Below are 21502 nucleotides of genomic sequence, written 5' to 3' on the forward strand. Positions count from 1 at the left end.
AGCGAGGAGGATGAGCATGGAACAATTGGATCTGCTGGTCAAAGGCATCGGGCGGCTGGTGACGCCGCAAGGCGTTGCCCCGCGCTTTGGCCGGGAAATGAATGAAGTGACCGAGATCGAGAACGCGGCAGTGGCGATTCACGAAGGCCGGTTCGTCCTGATCGGCACGGAAGCGGACGTGCTGGAGCAACTGACAGGCACCGTCATCCAAGAGACGATCGACGTCGGCGGACGGCTCGTCACGCCGGGTCTCGTCGATCCGCACACACACCTCGTGCACGGCGGCTCGCGTGAACATGAGCTGGCGTTGAAGCGCTCCGGCGTGCCGTACCTGGAGATCCTCGCCCAAGGCGGCGGGATTCTCTCCACGGTCAAAGCCACCCGCGCAGCTTCCGAAGAAGAGCTGTACATCAAGGCGCGCAAGAGCCTCAATGAGATGCTGCTCAACGGCGTGACCACCGTCGAAGCGAAAAGTGGCTACGGCTTGACCACCGCAGATGAGCTGAAGCAGCTGCGCGTTGCGAAACGCCTGCATGACACCCATCCGGTCGACATCGTCTCGACCTTCATGGGCGGGCATGCGGTGCCGCCGGAGTACAAAGGCCGCACCGACGAGTATGTCGACCTGATCGTAAGTGAGATGCTGCCGAAAGTGGCGGACGAGTTCCTCGCCGAATTCTGCGACGTCTTCTGCGAACACGGCGTGTTCACCGTCGAGCAGTCCCGGCGCATCTTGATGGAAGGCAAGCGCAACGGCCTGATGCCGAAAATCCACGCCGACGAGATCGAACCGCTCGGCGGCGCACAGCTGGCCGGGGAGATCGGCGCGATTTCGGCCGAACATCTGCTGGCGGCGACAGACGAAGGCTTGCAGGAGATGGCCGACAACGGCGTGGCGCCGGTGCTCTTGCCGGGCACGTCGTTCAATCTCGGCCTGCAAAACCACGCCCGCGCCCGCGACATGATCGACAAATACAACTTGCCGGTCGCGCTGTCCACCGACTACAATCCGGGCTCCTGCCCGACCGAGTCGATCCAACTGATCATCATGCTGGCGTCGCTGAACTTGAAGATGACGCCGGAGGAGATCCTGACCGCCTGCACGCTCAATGCGGCCAACGCGCTGGGCCGCTCGACCGACATCGGCTCCGTTGAGCAGGGCAAGCGCGCCGACCTGGCGATTTTCGACGCGCCGAACATTCAGTACCTGCCGTACCATTTCGGCATCAACCACACGTTTGGCGTGATCAAAAACGGCCAAGTCGCCGTCTGGGACCGCCAGATCGTCAGCAGCGGGGAGGAGAAGTAGATGAGCCAGCCTATCCCGCATTTGAAAACGCCCGATGCGGCAGCCTTCCGCGACCAGATGGAAACGAAAGTCGCCCGCTGGATCGGCCAGTGGGACGGAACGGAAGAGCTGGTCGCCGGCGTGATCGGCATCCCGCTCTCCAAACCGTCGATCTCCGTCTCCGGTGCCTCGACGACGCCGGCTGCGATCCGCACGGCGTTCAAATCGTTCACCACCTACTCGCTGGAGTACGGCGTCGACCTGCAGACCCTGGCTGTCCGCGACTTGGGCGACATCGCGATGCATGTGACCGACAACGCCGAATCACACCGCCGGATCGAGGAAAGTCTGCGGGCGCTGTACCAGCAGCAGCCCGATCTGATCCCGATCATCTTTGGCGGCGACCATTCGATCACCTGTCCGTCGATGAAGGCGTTCGTCGACCGCCATCCGGGGAAAAAGGTGGGCATCATCCATTTTGACGCCCACCATGACGTGCGCAACTTCGAAGACGGCGGCGTTTCGAACGGCACTCCGTTCCGCGGCATCTTGGAGTCGGGCATCGTGAGCGGGAAAAACATCGTGCAGATCGGCATTCGCGGTTTTATGAACTCGAAGCCGTACCACGACTATGTGACCGGACACGGCGTCACCGTCTTTACAGCGCGCGATGTGCATCGCCAAGGGATGGAGGCGATTCTGAACCAAGCGCTGGAGATCGCCGGGGACGGCACCGATGTGCTGTACGTCAGTTTTGATGTCGATGTGATCGACCAGGCTTTTGCGCCGGGCTGTCCGGCGATTGGCACGGGCGGCATGAACCCGTGGGACGCGATGGATGCGCTGCATCGTCTCGGCACACTGCCGCAAGTGCAAGGGCTTGATTTCGTTTGCATCGACCCGACCGTCGATGTGCGCAATGTGACGTCGCGCCTGGCGGTGCAATTTATGCTGACTTTCCTTGCGGGCGTTGCTGCTCGTCCCGTTCGCTAGACAGAACGATCACCAAACGCTATTCTAAGATATGGAAAGATAAGCTGCAGTGAGGGGAGTGGGAAGAACGTGGCTGATACAGCAAGTTTCTTCCGCAACCGATTCGTACAAGTGATCGTGTTGTCTGGATTGTTTTTGCAAATCGGCATTTGGGTGCGCAACTTTGCGATCTTGTTGTTCGTAATGGATCAGACCGGAGGCGACGAGAAGGCTGTCTCGTTGATCTCGGTCGCCGAGTTTGCGCCGATCTTCATCTTTTCGTTCATCGGCGGCGCGTTTGCCGACCGCTGGCGACCGAAGCGGACGATGGTGTGGTCCGACCTGCTCAGCGCCTTGTCGGTGTTTGCGGTGATGGCGACGCTGATGACCGGCCTTTGGCAGGCGATCTTTTTCGCCACGCTGGTCTCGGCGATCTTGTCGCAGTTCTCGCAGCCGTCGATGCTGAAGCTGTTTAAGCAGCATGTGCCGGAGCAGCAGATGCAGATGGGCATGGCGATGTTTCAAACGATGATGTCGATCTTTATGATCATCGGGCCGTTTCTCGGCACGCTGGTCTACCAGAACTTCGGCATCAACGTCTCGATCGGGATCATGGGCATCGCATTCCTGCTGTCGGCAGGGGTATTGACGTTCATCCCGGCCGACAAAAAAGAAGTGGTCGAGAACAAAGGGACCTCGATCTTCACCGAGATGAAGGAAGGCTTCCGCTACGTGATGGCCAAACCGGTGCTGAAAATCCTCGGCGGCAACTTTGCGGCAGCAGGGTTGGCGCTGGGCATCATGCAGCCGCTGACGATCTTCCTCGTCACGGAGAATCTGGGGATGCCGAAAGAAAATGTGCAATGGCTGATGATGACCAACGGCGTGGCGATGCTGCTCGGCGGCGGTCTGGTCATGGGGATCTCGAAAAAAGTGCCGCCGCATGCGCTGCTCGTCATCGGGATGGTCGCAGTGACGATCGCGACGGCGGTCACCGGCTTGTCGACCTACTTCCCGCTGACGCTCGGCTCGCAGTTCTTTGCCGGACTGTTCCTGCCGTGCATTCACATCGGGATCAACACGATCATGCTCAAGACGACCGAGTCGGAATTTATCGGTCGTGCCAACGGGATTCTGAACCCGCTGTTCATGGGGATGATGGTAGTGACGATGAGTATCGCCGGCTGGCTGAAAGTGACGTTCTCGCTGACCACAGCGTTCGAAATCGCGGCCGGGCTGTTCTTTATCGGCATCCTGCTGGCGTTGCCGCTCTTTAAGATGAATCTTCAACTCAAAGACGAACCGGCAAACGTTGCAAAACCTGCCGAGCAGGTGTAACACCAAATACATGATTTACAAAAGCCATCAGGATTGCCCTGATGGCTTTTTATTTTAGTTATTTATTGTTATTATAAAGTAAGAGTTACCAGTGTTAGAGGAGGTCGCGGCTTCGATGAGCGAACGTTGCATCTATCAACTTTTTGAAGAACAAGCAGTGCGGACGCCCGACCGCGTTGCGGTGGTGAGCGGCGGCGAGTCGCTGACGTACCGCGAACTGAACCGTCTGGCCAACCGTCTGGCGGCGGATTTGCGTTCCAACGGCGTTGCATCTGAACAATTGGTCGGGATCTGTACCGACCGTTCGGTCTGGATGATGGTCGGGTTGCTGGGCATTTGGAAAGCGGGCGGCGCGTATGTTCCGCTCGATCCGTCGTATCCGGCGGAGCGCCTGGCGCACATCATGAGCATGGCCGATGTGCAAGTGCTGGTGACGCAGCAGGCACTGCAAGACGTGCTGCCCGCTCATCAGGCGGAACGCGTTTGGCTGGACGACCTGCGGGAAGAGCTGCCGACGGGAATTTCAGAAAATTGGGATGAAAATGCGGGTGGTTCTGCGCATGCAGACGCTTTGGCGTATGTGATCTTCACATCCGGCTCGACCGGCAAGCCCAAAGGTGTCGCGGTGGAACACCGCTCTGTCTATTACTTATTGGAAGTGTTTGCTGACGTGATGAAGCTGGGTGCGGACGATGTGCAATTGTCTCTCGCTTCATTTGCGTTCGATATGTCGGTGTTGGAACTGTACCTGCCGTTGACGCTGGGCGCCCGCTTGATTCTCGGCGAGCGCGGCCTGGCCGGGGACGGCGCGGGACTGCGCCGCTTGCTGGAGGAACAGCAGGTGACGATGCTGCAGGCGACGCCGGTCACGTGGCATCTGCTGCTCGATGCGGGCTGGGGAGGCACGCCGGAGATGCGCGTGGTCACAGGCGGGGAAGCTTTGCCTGCACCGCTGGCGCAGCGGCTGCTTGCGACCGATGCCCAGATTTGGAATGCGTACGGCCCGACCGAGTGCACGGTGTGGGCGACTTTGCAGCGCGTGGAGGCGGCAGAGCGGGCTCATGTGATCGGGAAGGCGCTGCCGGGGACGGCTGTGTATGTGTTGGATCACGAGCTGCAGCCGGTCTCCCCAGGTGAGTCCGGCGAGCTTTTCATCGGCGGCGGGCAAGTGGCGCGCGGGTATCACGGAGCGCCCGATTTGACAGTGGAGCGTTTTTTGCCCGATCGGTTTTCTGCGGAGGAGGGGGCGCGGATGTACCGCACCGGCGACTTGGTGGAACTGTTGCCGGACGGATCGCTGGCTTTTGTCGGGCGTGCCGATGATCAGGTGAAGATTCGCGGGTACCGCGTGGAGCTGGGCGAGATCGAGCGCGTGCTGGAAACGTCACCGCTCGTGCGTCAGGCGGCGGCGGTGCTGCGCGAGGAGGTGCCGGGCGAGCAGCGTCTGGTCGCGTACGTGGTGCCGGAGCGCGGGACGGTGTGCGCGGCGGCCGATCTGCGGGCGGTGGCGGCAGAACGGCTGCCGGAGTATATGGTGCCGTCGCGCTATGTGCTGCTCGACGCGCTCCCGTTGACGCCAAACGGCAAGGTGGACCGCAAAGGGTTGCCCGCGCCGGAACAAGGACGCCCGGAGCTGTCGGCCGGATATGTGGCGCCGACGACCCCGCTGGAGCTGGCTGTGGTGCAGGTCTGGGAGGAAGTGCTGGGGTTCGCGCCGGTCGGGATGCAGGATCGTTTCGGGGAGCTGGGCGTGCATTCGCTGCAAGCGACGCAGGCGGCCGCCCGGATTCGCGAGCGGCTGGGCGCTGAGCTGACGGTGCGCGACCTGTTTGCGGCGGAGACGGTGGAGGATGTGGCGCGCTTGGCGGCGGAGCGGTCCGGGCGTGAGGTTGTTCACCCGCTGCAGCCGATGCCGAAAGGGGAATGCGGGACGGCCGGCGTGTCATTCGCCCAGCAGCGCTTGTGGTTCCTCGACCGGCTGCAGCCGAACAGCGCGGCGTATAATATCCCGGTGGCGATCGAACTGCTGGGACGGCTGGAAGTGCAGGCGCTGCAGGCAGGCTTGACGGAGATCGTGCGCCGTCATGAGACGCTGCGCACCGTGTTTGCGGAAGTGGATGGCGAGCCGCTGCAGGTGATTGTGGACCCGATGCCGGTCGTTCTGCAAGTTGAGCAGCTGGACCGGGAGCAGGCGGACTTGGAGACGGAACGGGAGGCGGGCATGCCCTTTGATCTGGCGGCAGGTCCGCTGTTCCGGGCACGGCTGCTTCGCGTGACCGATGAGGAGCATGTGCTGCTGCTGACGATGCACCATATCATTTCGGACGGCTGGTCGCAGGGGATTTTATATGCGGAGCTGGCGGCTTGGTACCGCTTCTTCACAGGCGCGACGGCAGAACGGCCGGCGGAGCTTGGTGTGCAGTATGCCGACTACGCGGCGTGGCAGCGGGTGCGGATGGCTGGCGAGCGGCTGGACGGGCAGGTGGCGTATTGGAAGGAAAAGCTGGGCGGAACGCTGCCCCTGTCGCAATTGCCGACCGACCGCCCGCGTCCGGCACAGCCGTCGCAGCGCGGGAAGCTAAAGACGTTCCGCTTGGAGCAGGAGCTGCTCGAACGCTTGCAGGCGTTGTCCCGACGCGAAGGGGTGACGCTGTACATGACGCTGTTGGCGGCGTTTCAGACGCTGCTGCACCGCTATTCGGGCGAGACGGACATCATCGTCGGCTCACCGGTGGCGGGGCGCAATCATCCGGCGGTGGAGCGGCTGGTCGGCTTTTTTGTCAACACGCTGGTCTTGCGCACCGATCTGCAGGGGAATCCGCCGTTTACGGAGCTGTTGCAGCGGGTGCGCGTGACGGCGCTGGAAGCGCTGGCGCATGGCGACGTGCCGTTTGAGCGCCTCGTCGAGGAGCTGCAGCCGGAGCGGAGCCCGGGTATTTCACCGCTCTGCCAGGTGGTGTTTGCGCTGCAAAATGTGCCGATGGCAGAATTGGAGCTGCCAGGGCTGAACGCGACGGTCACAGAGCTGGACAGCGGGACGGCGAAGTTTGATCTGACGGTGATGATGACCGAACAACCGGACGGGCTGTTGGCGCAGGTGGAATACAGCACGGAGCTGTTCGAGGAAGCGACGATCGACCGGCTGATGGCGCATTTCCGCGTGCTGCTGCATGGGATCGCGCAGGAGCCGGAGCGGGCGATCGGCGCGTTGCCGCTGTTGACGGACAAGGAGCGCGAGCAGGTGCTGTTCGGCTGGAATAAGACACAGGTGGAATTTGATGAGGAGCTGCTGTTGCACCAGCTGTTTGAGGCACAGGCGAATCGCACGCCGGATGCGGTGGCTGCGGTCTATGGGGAGCAGCAGCTCACCTATCGGGAGCTGGAGGAGCAGGCGAACCGTCTGGCACATCGGCTGATCGAGCTGGGAACGGGGCCGGATGTGGCGGTTGGCGTTTGTTTGGAGCGCTCGCTGGAGCTGGTGGTCGCGCTGATCGGGATCTTGAAGGCGGGCGGGGCGTATGTGCCGCTCGATACGGATGCGCCGACGGCGAGGATTGAGCAGATTTTGACAGATGCAAAAGCGCCGGTCTGTTTGATCCAGAGCCGGTTACGGGAGAAGATGCCAGCGGCTGGTGTGGTGTATCTGGAGCTGGATCTGGCGGAGACGCTGCACGGCTGTCCGGATCACCCGCCCGTTTCGGCTGTGACGTCCGAACATCTGGTGTCGATCTATTATACGTCCGGCTCGACGGGCAAGCCGAAAGGGGTCTGCTCGACGCACAAGGGCTGGGTGAACCGGATGCTGTGGATGCAGCGGCACTATCGGCTGCAAGCGGGCGAAACCGTGTTGCAAAAGACGACGCTGACGTTTGATGATGCGGCTTGCGAGTTTTATTGGCCGCTGCTGGCCGGCGGTCGGATCGCGTTGCTGGAGCCGGGGCTGCATAAAGATCCGCGGGCGATTTTGGATGCGGCGATCGAGTATCAGGCGGCGTTCCTCACGTTTGTGCCGAGCATGTTGGCGCTGTTCGTGGACGCGGTGACGGAAGCAGACCGCGTACAGTTGAAAGCGCTGCGGCACGTGGGCTCGTCCGGGGAAGCGCTGCGCTCCGACTTGGTGCGTGCGTTTCAGGAGAAGTTGGGCTGCCTCCTGCACAACACGTGGGGGGCGACGGAGGTGTCGATCGACTCGACGGTGCACACCTGCACAGAAGAGGATGCGCGGGAAACGGAGATCGTGTCGGTGGGACGTCCCCTCGATAACAACCGCTGCTACGTGCTGGATGGACAGCTGCAGCCGGTGCCGGTCGGGGTGCCGGGCGACTTGTATCTGGCCGGGATCGGGCTGGCACGCGGGTATTTGAATGACCCGGAGAAGACGGCGGCAGCGTTTGTGGCCGATCCGTTTGTGCCGGGCGAGCGGATGTACAAGACGGGCGACCGCGGATATTTCCGCCGCGATGGCCGGATCATGTTCCTCGGCCGCCTCGATGACCAGATCAAGGTGCGGGGACAGCGCGTGGAGGTCGGGGAGATCGAAGCGGTGTTGGCGGCGCATCCGGGTCTGGAACAGTCGTCGGTGAAGGCGTTTAAAGGCAGCGACGGGTATCGTCTGGCCGCTTATTGTGTGCCGCGCGCCGGGCAGGAGGACGACGTGACGCCGGAAGCGCTGCGGGCGTTTATGGGCGAACGTTTGCCGGAGTATATGGTGCCGTGGCGGTTTGTGAAGATGGAAGGTGCGTTGCCGACGACAGTTTCTGGGAAGATCGATCGCAAGGCGCTGCCCGATCCGGGGGAGGAGCGGCCAGACTTGCATGTCGGGTTTGCAGCGCCAGAGACGGAGCTGCAGCGGGCAATAGCGGAGCTGTGGCAGGAACTGTTGAAGGTGAAGGAAGTTGGGATTTATGACAACTTCTTTGATCTGGGCGGCCACTCGCTGACGGCGACGCGGATCTTGTCGCGGATCAACCGGAAACTGGAGGTGCACGTGCCGCTGAAGGTGCTGTTTGAGGCGCCGACGGTGGCAGGCTTGGCGGAGTATGTGCAGAATCTGCACGGCCGCGGGGAACAACGCACTCCTGTTGCGATTGAACGCTTGGGCGGCCAGGGGGAGCATGAGCTGTCTCATGCGCAGAAGCGGTTCTGGTTTCAGTATTTGATGGAACCGCTGAATGCATGCGGCGGGGTGAGTGCGAAGCGGATCGACGGTCCGCTCGATGCACAGCGGTTCTTGAGGGCTTATGCGGCGCTGTGCGAGCGGCACAGCATCATGCGGGCGACGTTTGCGGAGCGCGACGGGCTGCCGGTGCAGGTGCTGCAGCAGACCTTGGAGCAGCCGATTGTGTATACGGATACTATGGAGTTGCCGGAGGAAGAGCGCTGGAAGGCGCTGGCTGAGGCGGTCAGACGGGAACAGGAAACACCGTTTCATCTGCGGGAAGAGACGGCGTTCCGCGCCGGGCTGTATAAGATGGCGGAGCAGGAGCATCTGCTGGTGATCACGCTGCATCCGATCGCGTATGACAGTTGGTCGGAAGCGGTGTTTATGCAGGATCTGAGCACGCTGTATCAGGAGAAGCCGATGGCTCCGGCGGTGCAATATACAGATTATGCGGCGTGGCAGAACCGGCTGCTCGGCAACCGGGAGCTGGAGGAGCAGCGGGCGTATTGGGCGAAACGGCTGCAGGAGGATGTTGGCGCGCCTGCTCTTCCCTATGATTTTGCTGCTCCGCCAGCAGCGCCGGAAACGGAGTTTCTGCGGAATTGGAAACTTGATGCGGAGTTGACAGGGAAACTGCGTGAGCTGGCAGCAGCTCAAGGCACGACGATGTATGTGCTGCTCTTGGCCGGCTATAAGATCTGGCTGTCGCTGGTTTCTCGTCAGGAGCAGGTCACGGTGTGTGCGCCGCTGTCGGGGCGCAGTCATCCGGATTTGGAAGGCGTGCTTGGCGTGCTGGTGAATCCGGTGGCGATGCGGACAGACTTTTCGGGCAATCCGAGCGGGCTGCAGGCGATTGAACGGGTGAAGGAGACGGCGGTGGGGGCGTATGCTCATCAGGATTATCCGTTCGATCTGGTGCTGCAGGATCTGCGGGCGAACGGGCTGGCTGCGCAGGCGCTCTACAAGGTGGTGTTTGTGGGCCAGAATGCTCATCTCGATGAGATGGTGCTGGAGGCAGGCGTGACGCTGACCAACCGATCAATGCCTGAGCTGTTTGCGCCTTGGGGGCTGGATGTGCGGGATTATGTCCACAATCGGTTTGCGGGCGACCCTTCGGTGCAACTGGACTTGCATGTGGATGTGTTTGAAGGGGAAGCGGATGTTTTGGTGATGACCCGGTTTAATCCGCTGCGCTTTGCCGGGGAGACGATTGAAGGGTTTTTGGCGCAGTATACGCGGGTGTTGGAGCAACTGGCAGAAGACCCCTCGATGCGTCTTTCGCAGTTTGTGGTGGAGGAAGCAGCATTTGTGCTGGACGATCTTTTTTAATCTGTATTCAAAAAGGGACTGTGCTTTCTGCACAGTCCTTTTTATGTGTCTGTGGGGGGGTTACATCGGGATCTGGTTGTTTTGTGGCGGTTGGGGGAGGGAGGAAGTTTGTGGTGCGGTTTTTTGGTTTTTGTAGGTGCGGAGCACCTGCGTGATCAAGTTCTTGAGTTTATAGAAGGGAGCGGAGCGGTTTTTTCCGTACAGAACACGCGTAAGCGTGTTGAAGGCGTCGTGGAGCTCAGGTGTGTAGGGGTGCCAGTTGATTTCTTGGGGCTTCGTGCCTTTGTTGACCATGACGGAGGTCTGATGGCTGAAGGTGTGCAGGCCTTCCGGACCGTGATAACGGCCCATGCCGCTGTGTTTAACACCGCCGAAAGGGAGATGCGGGTTGGCGACGGTGGTGATGACATCGTTGACGCATACGTTGCCGGAGATGAGCTGGGACGCGACGCGCTTGGCTTTCCGGAGGTCTTGGGACCAAACGGATGCGTTGAGGCCGTAGTCGGAGTCGTTGGCGAGAGCGATCACCTCTTGCTCAGTTTGGAACGGCATGATCGGCAGCACGGGTCCGAACGTCTCTTCGCGCATGATCCGCATGCCGGGCGTCACGCCGGTCAGGACCGTCGGGGCAAAGTAAAGCCCTGGTTCTTGGCGGGCTCCACCGCACTCGATCTTGGCGCCTTGTTCAAGGGCATCGGCCAGATGCTCTTCCACGACTGCAAGCTGGGGCGGATAGGTCATGGAGCCGTAGTCGATGCCGGGGCGAAGGTTTTGCGTCGCGGCGATCGCTTTGCGGACGAATTCGTCATAGACGGATGCTTCGACGTAGACGCGTTCGACCGACATGCAGACTTGGCCGGCGTTGGTGAACGCGCCCCACAGCGCCCCTTTGACGGCGCGGTCGATGTTGGCGTCGGCGAAGACGATCATCGGGTCTTTGCCGCCGAGTTCGAGCTCGACCGGGATGAGGTGCTCGGCAGCGGCGGCCATGATTTTTTTGCCGGTGGCGACGGAGCCGGTAAAGAATAGTTTGTCAGGTCTGGCTGCGACGACCGCCTGGCCGGTCTCGCGGCCGCCGTGCAGGACTTGCACAACGTGGGGCGGAAATCCGGCCGCCGCAAACAGGTCTTCGATGACGGCGCCGACCAGCGGGGTGACTTCGGATGGCTTGAACAGTACGGTGTTGCCGGCGATCAGCGCGGACAGCACAGGCACGATCGACAGGTACAGCGGGTAGTTCCACGGGGAGATCACACCGATGACGCCCATCGGCTTGTATTCGACGTACGAGCGGTTGCCGAAAAAGAGAAGTGGCGTTTTGACGCGCTGGGGCGCAAGGATGCGCGCCGCATTTTTTTCGATGTAGCGCAAGGTGTCGACCGTGGGGAAGATCTCGGCGATCACAGCCTCGACCTGGACTTTGCCGGTGGCTTTGGCGATGTCTTGGGCCACGGGATCCATCTGGTCGACGAGGTGTTCGCGCAGGCGCTTGAGACAGCCGAGCCGCACGTCAAGCGGCGTCCGGGACCAGGCCGGGAACGCGTCGCGGGCGCGCTTCATCGCCGCTTGCACGGCAGAAGCGTCAGTCTCCGGGATCTCGGTGATCGCTTCGCCGGTGGCCGGGTTGTATTGAGTCATATATGTCATAGGATGTTCACTCCTTTTAGACGCATAAGTTCAATTTTATTGTACTGGATCGTTCGAAAAAAGAGTATCATTTCTTTTTGCCATCGCCTGCGCATAAAATGTCTCAAGCACAAGTGCGGGGAGGGCTGGTCGCATGGATATGAATGATCCGCTGGTCTGGACGGTCGCCGTCGGGATGCAGTTCGCATTCGCTTTTTTTCTGGTGATCGCCACGTTTGAAGTGGTGCTGAAAGCGAAGAAGAAGTAAAAAACCGCTTCCGGTGAAGGAGGCGGTTTTTATTGTGCGTCTTCAGGGGTGTCGTCCTGGCGGTACACTGCAACGCGGTTGCGGCCGGCTCGTTTCGCGCCGTAATACATGGCACGGTCGGCATAGCGGAGCAGTTGCTGACCGTCTTCCGCATCGCTCGGGTAGGTGGCGACACCGATCGAGACGGTCGTTTCGATGTGCAGCGTTTCGCCTTCCAGCGTCGGCACGGTGAACTTCTCGGCCGCCATGCGCGCGCGGATCTGTTCGGCGATGCCGGCCGCCACGTCGCGGTTGGCGCCAGGCAGCAGCACGAGGAACTCCTCGCCGCCGTAGCGGGCGACAAAGTCGCTTTTGCGCACCGTATCTTCGAACAGGCGGGCGGCGCGCTCGAGCACAGCATTGCCGGCGAGGTGGCCGTAGCGGTCGTTGACCTGTTTGAAGTGGTCGAGATCGATCAGCAGCAGCGAGAGCGGCGCATCGGTGATCCGCTCCATCTCTTCAGCCAGTCGGCGCTCAAGAAAACGGTGATTCGGCAGTTCCGTCAGCTCGTCGTACAAGCTCTGCTTCTCCATGTTCGCATAGCGCATGGCGTTGCGGTAGGAGACGGTGAGCTGGTTGGCGAGGATGGAGATCGCATCGAGCGTGGTCGCGTCGAACTCGCTTTTTTTCGTGCCGATCAAACAGCAGAAGCCGACATGGCGCTCCGTGCCTTTGAACGGGGAGATCAGCAACGTGTTATAGCCGTGTTTGGCCAGCCCCTGGTCGAGGCACCCTTGGCGCAGTGTCGGCGCTTCCTGGTTCGGCACATACACGCGGAGGTACGCTTCCAGCGCCTGCACCTCCTTCGCTGTCATGCCGTCCGATGTCGAGCGCACGACCAGCTGGTCTTCTTCGCGCACGAAGATGACGCAGTGCACATGCTCAAACCACTTCGGCAGCTCTTTGGTGACGCGGCCAAACATCACGTCGGCCGCCAGCTCGCCGGAAAAGTAGCCGGTCAGCCGGGTCAGGTTGCGAAAGAGCGATGAAGAGCGATAGAGGTCGTTGAACAGCTTGAACACATAGACGCAGAGCACCAGCGGGAGCCCGAAGGCCAGCAGTCCTTGCAGTCCGTCCTGTTCGTAGAGCAGGATCACGACGACGCCAAGCGAGGTCGCAAACAGCGTGGAAAACAGGTCGAACTTCACATTCATGACATAGGATTGATCCTGTGTGACGTGCATGGTGCGGTAGAACAGGTAAAGGAAGAGATGGTTGGCCAGATAGTGCACGCAGATATAAGACAGCAGCGGAACGTAGTTGTCATGCAACAGTGCCTGATGGGAACCGCCCGTCACATAAAAGGCGATCGCCGCACAGCCGGCCGCCGACAGGAACATGCCGCTGTTGGCGAGCACTTTCCAGAACTCCACTTTGCCCTCCTGGTACCAGCGCGCGAAAAAGAAGATAAATTGGCTCATCAGCACGACCGGTGCCAGACCAAATTTTAAAAAGATCAGCAGGTCTACGCTCAGCGACAAAGAGATGACGAAATGATTGCGCTTGAGCCTGAACAACTCGGTCATCGCATACAGCACAAACAAGGTGAGCAAGATTGGTGCATCCGACAAGGAGACCACTGGCTGCGTGAACCGGACAAGAGCGGTGACAAGCAGTGCAAGTCCGAACGCCGTGGACAACCCGGCCAGACGTGAAAATGTCACGGCTGAAATCTCCTTTCAATAACAGCTAATTAACTAGCTAAAGCATTCTACACAGATTTCTCAACACCTTTCTAAACAATAGAAAAATATAGATAAATAATACTGCTTATTAAAGTGGCATTTATTAAGTGTTTTCGGAAAAATAGGACTGGAATCTTGCGACGAAAACTGGTAATATTCCCAGTTAATAGAGGATTGTACAGGGGGTGAGCCCATTGTTTTCGATGCTGAACGAGAGAAAAATTATTTAAGGGGAGGATTTCCTTGTTAAATACCGCGGATTTGGAACGTGTGATCGCAGCGGAGATGGCGACCGGCGACGTGCCAGGTGCGGCGGTTGCCGTCGTGTTGGATCAAGCGATCGTCTATGCCAATGGGTTTGGCGTGACCGCTGCAGGCGAAGGCGGCATGGCGGTGACGGCCGATACGTTGTTTCGCATCGCCTCCTGCACGAAGCCGATGACGGGCACGCTGATCATGCGGCTGGTGCAGCAGGGCTTGGTCGACCTGGATGTGCCGATCCGGAACTATGTGCCGGAGTTGGCGCTGCAGGACGATGCGGTGGCCGGGCAGATCACGTTGCGGATGCTGCTCGCACATACGGCAGGTTTTCGCGACGGAGGCACGTTTGTCGGCCGGCGCGACGCGAGCGGGCTGGCTGCGTTTGTGCGCGAGGAGCTGCCTCGGGAGCAGCTGTTTGCGGCGCCGGGAGAGATCTATTGCTACAGCAACCGCAACTCCTCGCTCGCCGGGTATGTGGCGGAGCGGGTGACCGGGCAGCGTTTTGCCGCGTTGATGGAAGCGGAGCTGTTTCGCCCGCTCGGGATGGCGCGCAGCACGCTCGATCCGCTGCAGGCGCTGACTTGGCCATGCGCACTGGCGCACGAGAAGCAGGCGGACGGGAAACTCACGCCAAAGCGGCACTATTTGGAAAGCGTGGAAGACGCCCCGGCGCTCGGCGTGATCTCGTCGGTGCGCGACATGGCCCGCTTTGCGCTGCTTCATTTGCAGGGCGGGGAGGTCGACGGAGCGCCGTATCTGACGCCGGAACTGCTCGCCGAGATGCACAAGCCGCAAGCGGATCTGCACACGGCCGTTCCGTCTGCGTCCGGGCTGCATGTCTTTCTGAGCTATGATCATAATCTTTTGCAAGTCCGGCACTTCGGCGGGATCGATTCGTTCGGCAGCGCCTGGGTTTCCGCTCCTCAGCAAAAAATCGCCGTGGTCGTGCTGCACAACCGGGACATGAATGTGATGAAGATCATCCATCATGTCTTTGACGCGCTCGTGCCGGACGCGAAGCGGCCGGAAGTTCAACACAATACGAATGAGGCGGACATCGCGCAGTATGCGGGCGCCTATCTCGGGGAAAAGATCGGCCTTGCCGACGTGCAGGCGGAGCAGGGGAAATTGAGCATGACCCTGCACGGCGAGACGTACGCGCTGCAGCATGTGCGGGACGAGCTGTACATGGCTCGCGATGAGCAGGGGCAGGAGGCAGCGTCTGTCGGTTTTGTGACAGGCAGCACTTCCTATCTGATGATCGACAAGACGCCGCTCAAGCGCATCGAGCGGGACGCGGCGTTCCGGCTGACATCCGAAGAGCTGGCCGCCTATGCGGGCACCTATTCGCACGGCGGATACCTGAAGGTGACCGTGACGGTCGAGGGGGAGTCGGTGCTGCGTTTCACCGGTGTTCTGGGCGACGGCGTGCTGCAAGCGGTGGACGGTGCGCGCTTTGCCGGTACGGACATTCCTTATGTGGAGTTTTATCAGGATGAAACAGGACAGGTGAACGGCGTCGGCGTGCAAGGCGGCTGGCTGTTCAAACGGGAGGCAAGCGCATGTTAAACATCCAGGAAATTGAAACGCTGATCGAGCAGGAGATGGCAGCCGCGAAAGTGCCGGGGCTGTCGATCGCCGTCGTCAAAGGGGGCGACGTGCTGTTGGCCCGCGGCTTTGGCGTGACCGATGCGGAAAACGGCGGACCGCCGGTGACGGCCGACACGATCTTTCGCGTCGGTTCGGTCTCCAAAGTGATCACCGGCACGATGATCATGAAATTGGTCGAGCAGGGCAAGATCGACCTCGACCGGCCGATTCAAGAGTATGTGCCAGAGTTCGCGCTGTCCGATGCGGACGCCGCCGGAAGCGTGACGATGCGGATGTTGCTCACGCACCGCGCCGGGTTTGTCAACGCAGGCACGTATCTCGGCAGCCGTGATCCGCAAGGTCTGCGCAACTTCGTGCGCGAAGAGCTGCCGCACGTCAAGCTGTATTCCCGGCCGGGCGAGCTGTTCAATTACAACTGTTACAGCCTCGACATCGCCGGATGGGTCGCAGAAGCGGTGACCGGACGCTATTTTGACGATCTGGTGCAGGAGCTGGTGTTTGCGCCGCTCGGCATGAAGCGCTCGACGTACGATCCGGCCGTGGCGATGACCTATCCGCTCGCCTTGCCGCACAACCTGACTCCTGACGGCTATGAAGTCGTTCACAAAATGCCGGAAAATGTGGCGCACCACCCGTCGTTCTATCTGATGACGACTGCCAACGACCTGCTGAACTTTATGCGCATGCATCTGCAAAACGGCACGTTTGACGGTCGTCAAGTGCTCCGACCGGAGACGGTGCAGGAGATGCAGGCGCAGCAAGTGGAGCTGCAATCCTCGATCGGCTATGAAATGGGCCTGACTTTCTTCAAGGTGCAGCGCAAAGGCGTCTGGCTGGCAACTCATTTCGGTGACATTTCCACGTACAGCGCGAACTTCTACCTTGCGCCGGAAGACGAGGTGGCGGTGGTGATCATGAACAACCGCCCGTTCCCGCACGACAAAGTGATCGCACCGATCCTCGACAGCCTGCTGCCCGACCGGGCGGCGGAGATGGCGGATAAACCGACGCTGGAAGCAGATCCGACCCTGTGGCCGTCCTATGCGGGGGCGTACCTCGGCAGCACGGCCGGGCTGATCGTCGTCGAGCAGGACGGCGAGGAGCTGCGTGCCGTCGTGAACGGCAATACGCTGCAGCTGCGCCCGTTCCAAGACCAGTATGCAGGCTACAATCAGCAGGGGGTGCGGGAACTGCTGCTCCGCTTTGTGCCGAACGGGGAACATCCGTGCGAGCATGTGATGGCAAACAATACCCGCTGCTGCCGCATCGAGTATGATCCGAAGTTCCGACCGGAGCCGCATTGGCTGGCCGCTTACGAAGGACTCTACTCGCATGACCGCTACATCGGCCCGTATCGAATTGCCATCGAAGACGGAGCGCTCACCGTGGAAGAGTTGGAGCACGGCTCCGACTTTAAAGAGACGCTGCTGCCGGTGGCTCCGCACCTGTTCGTAGGACCGTATGCGAAGACGATCGAGTTCCGGATCGGCGCAGACGGCCGTGTCACCTCCTACCTGGCGATGATGGGCTGGGAGATGACACGCCTCTAATTCATACTTTCAGCTTGTTCGCAAACTGCCCGTTCGCGTGGGCGATTTTGATACCGGGGTACCAGAACCATCAAGTCGGTAAAGGGCATCAGGACGCATCTTCGGCCGTTCGTCAGGCTAGAAAATGATCGGTTGGCAGGAAGAGTCCCATGATCATCATGGGACTTTTTACTTATCGTTAATGTTGTTAAGTACATTTCACTTACGAAAAACGAGAAGAACTACTAAAAACGGGTTGACCGAATATTCTACATTGTTGTACTCTTACTCCAAGGACACGTTAGATGTCCTGCGATTAAAGATGTGAGTGGGGTCATTTACAAACAGTAACGAGTGGTCAACGGGAATACCCCTTGCGGTCAGCAAGGGGTATTTTCGTGCAGCACGGCAGGTGTGAAAGTGAACGTCTCTCCATGTTCGCGAAGCAGGATGCGGGAGGCGTCCGCACCGGCGATCTGCAACAGCCGCTGCAACGGCTCGTCGACCGGCTCGTGCGACAACACGAACGTGTCCCAGTGGATCGGGACGAGGTGCTGCGCGCCGCTGTCCAAAAACATCTGCCAGGCCTGCTCCGGCGTGCAGTGATTGCCTTGATAAGAATCGGGGGAATAGGCGCCGATCGGCAGGAACGCGATGTCGATCGGGCCGTAGCGGCGCAGCTCTTTAAATGAAGGGGTATACGCGGTGTCACCGGCGAAAAACAGCCGCACGCCGCAGTATTCGATCAGGTAGCCGGTCCAGCCGTAATCTGCGTTCCACGGAAAGCGCCGTCCCCAGTGTTTGACCGGCACCGCCGTGATCGTCAGCCCGTCGTCCAGTTCCACCCGCTCGCGGCCGCCGAGCTCCAGCACGCGCCGAAACGACAACTTCTGCAAGAGCCGCGACGTGTTCTGCGCGGTGATCACATCGGTGGAGCGGTTCTGCAGGCGTTTCAGCGACGGAAGATCGAAGTGGTCGAGATGCGCGTGCGACAACAAAATCAGGTCTGGTGCGCCGGTTTCTTCCACCGTCAAGGCAGCCGCCGTGTGCCGTTTCGGCCCGATCACCAGCGGTCCGCCGAGCGACACGCCGACTTTTTCCGAAAAGACGGGGTCGGTGATGATCGTTTTCCCGAGGATGTTCAACACAAGCGTCGAGTGGCCGATCCAGCTCACCGTCACCTGCTCCTCGGACCACTCGTCGGGGGCGGGCTTGTGGCGGGGGTGTTTATAGATCGGTTGCGGTTGCATCCGGCGCAACCGCTTATATTGCAGCCAAACAAGCGCCGTCAAAGCGGTGATGAAGAAGACCAGAATCCCGAGCAGCCACAGCAAGACTTTCATCGCTTTGCTCCTTTTTTCTCTTTTTCGGTGCTTCTATTGTATCATGTATCTAAAGGGGTGAACGATGATGGCGAAACGTTCAAAACTGGTCGACTACGGGCACAGCGAAGGCGAAGCGGTGGAAAAAGGCACGCTGTTCGTGCTGGATTCCTTTGAAGGGTTCGAAGAAGCGGACTTGGCGAGAATCGTGGAGCTGGCGGAGACGCGGCGGTTTACGAAGGTCGTGCTGTTCCCGCACAACGAGAAGACGCTGCGGACGATGGGCGAAGATGGAGTGTCAGCGTTCCACACGCGGGTGAAGCATCTGATGTATTTGGCGGATGACTCGCCATCCACGCTGCCGATCGTTGTGGACAAATGGGAGGAGAAGCGCAAGAAGTACACGCCGATGGAGTTGATCGTGCGCTATTTTGAGGAAAGCTACCGCGCACCGTATTTCTTGTATCTGACCGACCGCTATGCGAACCTCTTCTCGACGTTCGCTTCGTTCGAGGAAGTGATCAAAAAAGTCCGCTTGGTCATCGACCGCAAACAAGGGCTTCTCCCGACCTCCCGGCTTGACGAGTACCAGAGCCGCTGGGATTATGTGTGACGCTGGATCTGCAAGTTCGATTTAGGTTGAAAAATGGCGATTTTTTGACAAAGAACGAGAAATAGCTCGTTCTTTTTTTATTTGCTTGACACTTTGGATAAAGGAAGAGACAATGGGAACAGGCTTTTTTGGTCTTTTTGGTCTTTTTGTGTTTTTGGGTATATCTGCTGAAACTGCGCCCAAGAATTGAAAATATCGAAACACACACAGAAATGAGGAATTGACACACAATGATCCTGCTTCCGAACCTCGACGTACGACTCGAACAAAAAATCATCGACTTATACGAAGAGCACAAGAAACGTGCCGCCAACATCGACTGGAGCTATCATGAATTTGTCCCGTGGGAGTTAGGTCGCAGTTTCAAAGAGATTCCTTGGAGCATCGAACAGCGGACCCTGCCGCCGGCCGTGGCGATGGCGATTGAAACGGCGCTGCTGACCGAAGTCAACCTGCCATGGTTCACCACCTACCTCAGCTCGACCTTTACCGGTTCGCTTGGCGTTATGCAGGAATTCATCCACACTTGGGTCGCCGAAGAGGATCAGCACAGCAACCTGCTGGAGAACTATCTGCTTCTGACCCGCAACGCCGATCCGCAGCAACTGCACAAGCTGCGCCGCACGGTGGTGGAAAGCGGGTTTGAGTCGAGCTTCACCACGCCGATCGAAGCGATCACGTACGCGTCGTTCCAAGAGCTGGCGACGCTGGTGTTCTACACGAACGTGGCCAAAGTGGCCTCGCCGTACGATGAGACCCTGGCCGTGCTGCTGCGCCGTCTGGCGAAAGACGAATCGCTGCACTACTCCTTCTACCGCGATGTCGTCAAAGCGCATCTGGAGCTGGAGCCGAACTACCTGATGTACGTAGCCCGCGTGCTGCTCGGCTTCTTCATGCCGGGGAACAACATTCCGGACTACGACGAACGGATGAAGGTGATCGCCCGCGAAGTCGGCTACGGCCCGTCCCATTATTACAACCAGGTCGTGATGAAACTGGTCGAGTACTGGGATATCGAAGCGCTGCGCCCGACGACCGTCGAGGCGGAGAAGGCCCGGCTGGACATCCTGAAGCACTGCGACCGCCTGGGCCGCATCGCAAGACGTTTCGCGTAATGGCGATCAAGCTCACGAAGCGCCGACTGGAGTTCCTGGAACATCTGGTGCGACTGTTTCAGGTGGAGCAAGAACCGGTGCACTACGCGGCGGTCGCCGATTCGGTCGGCGTCAGCAAATGGACAGCCTACGATGTGTTGAAAGAATTGGAGAAAGCGGGCTTTTTGGCGCGCTCCTATTCGGTCAACGAAAACGAGACGGGGCGCTCGGTGGTGCTGTATTCGCCGACACAGGCGGCGTTTGAACTTTTCCGCCCGGTGCGCCGCAGCTTGTCGGCGCTGGCCGACTGGAACACGGTGCGGGAACAGGTGTCACACATCGCCCAAGCGCTGGAAAAGCGTTCGGTGCGCGAGGCGCAGAACCGCATCCTGCAGGCATCTCCGGGCGTCGAGCAGAATCTGGAATTTTGCGTGTGGATGCTCGGCGGGCTGATTCACTACATGTCGCGGATGGACGATCGAATGAAGCGTGTGGTGATCGAGGTCTCGTCGGGCATCAAACAGCCGGAAGTGCTCTTGGCGATGTTCGTCGGCACCGTCTCCGGCGTGGTGATCCGCTCGGTCGGCCGGGAGCTCGACCCGAAGATGAGCGGCTTGGTACAGCAGTTCCACCACAGCCTGCCCGACCTGAACCAGGAGGAAGTGCAGGTCATGGCCGAATTCTTGCGCCAGAAGATGGACGATTCGTTTCAGTAAGCAGGAAGCTTCAGCAAGATCAACATGGCAAAACACTCGACCCTGAACAGGGTCGGGTGTTTTTGATTTTTGATGAGATGACAAGATTTCCAAAATTGGCGTGGCGGTGCTGGTCGGCTGGGATGCACAGAGCGGGGAAAAAGGACTGTTGCTGCCGGCCGGCTGTTCACTGGTAGCGGCACTGTTTTACGGTGTGGCCGGCGTGTTTTCGGCACGGCAGTTTAAAGGCGAGCGGTCGCTTGACATGGCGATCGGACAACAGCTGGCCGCTGCGCTGCTCTTGCTCCCGTTTGCCGCCGTGACGTTGCCGGAGCAGGTGCCGGGGGTTGAAGTGACGCTGTCGGTGCTGGCATTGGCGATTTTTTGCACGGCGCTGGCCTACCTGCTGTATTTTGCGCTGATTCAAAACGTCGGGGCGGTCAAAACGCTGAGCGTGACCTTTCTTGTCCCGGTGTTCGGCATCTTGTGGGGGGCCTTGTTCCTGAACGAACAAGTAACGTTGGCGACGGCAGGCGGTCTGCTGATCATCTTGCTGAGCATCGCCTTGGTTATGAATGCGCGGTTTTTCGGCAAAAGTATTTTGTTCAAATTTTCAACGAAATGATATTGTTCTCCCTTGCGATATTTATTAAAATGTTAAATAACTATAT

The 21502-nt window shown here is 59.6% G+C and carries 13 protein-coding genes; 10 read left to right on the forward strand and 3 right to left on the reverse strand.

What is annotated here, in order from left to right:
• Positions 1 to 16 precede the first annotated feature (16 nt).
• The 4 genes from hutI (at position 17) to EV586_RS01985 (ending at position 10088) form a co-directional block, all read left to right on the forward strand.
• On the forward strand, positions 17 to 1309 hold the full coding sequence (gene hutI / locus EV586_RS01970) for an imidazolonepropionase (protein WP_132943388.1): 1293 nt from the start codon (positions 17 to 19) through the stop codon (positions 1307 to 1309).
• Positions 1310 to 2281 (forward strand): formimidoylglutamase, encoded by a 972-nt coding sequence (gene hutG / locus EV586_RS01975; protein WP_132943389.1) that lies wholly within the window; start codon positions 1310 to 1312, stop codon positions 2279 to 2281.
• A 69-nt stretch (positions 2282 to 2350) separates the two neighbouring features.
• On the forward strand, positions 2351 to 3598 hold the full coding sequence (locus tag EV586_RS01980) for an MFS transporter (RefSeq protein WP_132943390.1): 1248 nt from the start codon (positions 2351 to 2353) through the stop codon (positions 3596 to 3598).
• Between the two features lie 115 nt (positions 3599 to 3713).
• Positions 3714 to 10088 carry a non-ribosomal peptide synthetase gene (locus tag EV586_RS01985; RefSeq protein WP_132943391.1) on the forward strand — a complete coding sequence of 2125 codons (6375 nt, stop codon included), beginning with the start codon at positions 3714 to 3716 and terminating at the stop codon, positions 10086 to 10088.
• A gap of 60 nt (positions 10089 to 10148) precedes the next feature.
• Here EV586_RS01985 and EV586_RS01990 read toward each other — a convergent pair whose 3' ends face one another.
• Together EV586_RS01990 and EV586_RS01995 are read right to left on the reverse strand one after the other, a co-directional pair.
• Positions 10149 to 11735: an aldehyde dehydrogenase family protein gene (locus EV586_RS01990; protein WP_132943392.1), complete on the reverse strand. Its 1587-nt coding sequence runs from the start codon at positions 11733 to 11735 to the stop codon at positions 10149 to 10151.
• Positions 11736 to 12011: 276 nt separating this feature from the next.
• The gene (locus EV586_RS01995; protein ID WP_132943393.1) at positions 12012 to 13685 is read right to left on the reverse strand and encodes a GGDEF domain-containing protein; all 1674 of its coding nucleotides are present in this window, start codon (positions 13683 to 13685) and stop codon (positions 12012 to 12014) included.
• 264 nt (positions 13686 to 13949) lie between these two features.
• On the opposite strand from EV586_RS01995, the gene EV586_RS02000 reads away from it, so the two are divergent.
• Positions 13950 to 15536: a serine hydrolase gene (locus tag EV586_RS02000; protein WP_132943394.1), complete on the forward strand. Its 1587-nt coding sequence runs from the start codon at positions 13950 to 13952 to the stop codon at positions 15534 to 15536.
• Positions 15530 to 17128 carry a serine hydrolase gene (locus tag EV586_RS02005; protein WP_132943395.1) on the forward strand — a complete coding sequence of 533 codons (1599 nt, stop codon included), beginning with the start codon at positions 15530 to 15532 and terminating at the stop codon, positions 17126 to 17128. Before EV586_RS02000 ends, EV586_RS02005 begins: the two co-directional genes overlap by 7 nt.
• A gap of 359 nt (positions 17129 to 17487) precedes the next feature.
• On the opposite strand, the gene EV586_RS02010 is transcribed toward EV586_RS02005, so the two are convergent.
• Complete coding sequence (locus EV586_RS02010; RefSeq protein WP_132943396.1) at positions 17488 to 18450, reverse strand: MBL fold metallo-hydrolase; 963 nt, start codon at positions 18448 to 18450, stop codon at positions 17488 to 17490.
• A gap of 67 nt (positions 18451 to 18517) precedes the next feature.
• Here EV586_RS02010 and EV586_RS02015 point away from each other — a divergent pair, with 67 nt between their 5' ends.
• From EV586_RS02015 to EV586_RS02030, 4 genes are all read left to right on the forward strand, one after another.
• Positions 18518 to 19042: a hypothetical protein gene (locus tag EV586_RS02015; protein ID WP_132943397.1), complete on the forward strand. Its 525-nt coding sequence runs from the start codon at positions 18518 to 18520 to the stop codon at positions 19040 to 19042.
• 233 nt (positions 19043 to 19275) lie between these two features.
• Positions 19276 to 20157 carry an acyl-ACP desaturase gene (locus tag EV586_RS02020; protein ID WP_132943850.1) on the forward strand — a complete coding sequence of 294 codons (882 nt, stop codon included), beginning with the start codon at positions 19276 to 19278 and terminating at the stop codon, positions 20155 to 20157.
• Positions 20157 to 20852, forward strand: a complete 696-nt coding sequence (locus tag EV586_RS02025) for a LexA family transcriptional regulator (protein ID WP_132943398.1) — start codon at positions 20157 to 20159, stop codon at positions 20850 to 20852. The genes EV586_RS02020 and EV586_RS02025 overlap by 1 nt, the downstream gene beginning before the upstream one ends.
• Before the next feature lie 100 nt (positions 20853 to 20952).
• A complete protein-coding gene (locus tag EV586_RS02030; protein WP_165898163.1) occupies positions 20953 to 21456 on the forward strand; it encodes a DMT family transporter in 504 nt (167 codons plus the stop codon).
• The last annotated feature ends 46 nt before the right edge of the window (positions 21457 to 21502 follow it).

The sequence above is a fragment of the Tumebacillus sp. BK434 genome, from assembly GCF_004340785.1.
Classification (GTDB): Bacteria; Bacillota; Bacilli; order Tumebacillales; family Tumebacillaceae; genus Tumebacillus_A.

Coding starts and splice junctions, on each gene's coding strand:
- EV586_RS01990 (WP_132943392.1), bottom strand. CDS start 11,735: ATGACATATATGACTCAATACAACCCGGCCACCGGCGAAGCGATCACC.
- EV586_RS01985 (WP_132943391.1), top strand. CDS start 3,714: ATGAGCGAACGTTGCATCTATCAACTTTTTGAAGAACAAGCAGTGCGG.
- hutG (WP_132943389.1), top strand. CDS start 1,310: ATGAGCCAGCCTATCCCGCATTTGAAAACGCCCGATGCGGCAGCCTTC.
- EV586_RS02015 (WP_132943397.1), top strand. CDS start 18,518: ATGGCGAAACGTTCAAAACTGGTCGACTACGGGCACAGCGAAGGCGAA.
- hutI (WP_132943388.1), top strand. CDS start 17: ATGGAACAATTGGATCTGCTGGTCAAAGGCATCGGGCGGCTGGTGACG.
- EV586_RS02025 (WP_132943398.1), top strand. CDS start 20,157: ATGGCGATCAAGCTCACGAAGCGCCGACTGGAGTTCCTGGAACATCTG.
- EV586_RS02010 (WP_132943396.1), bottom strand. CDS start 18,450: ATGAAAGTCTTGCTGTGGCTGCTCGGGATTCTGGTCTTCTTCATCACC.
- EV586_RS02005 (WP_132943395.1), top strand. CDS start 15,530: ATGTTAAACATCCAGGAAATTGAAACGCTGATCGAGCAGGAGATGGCA.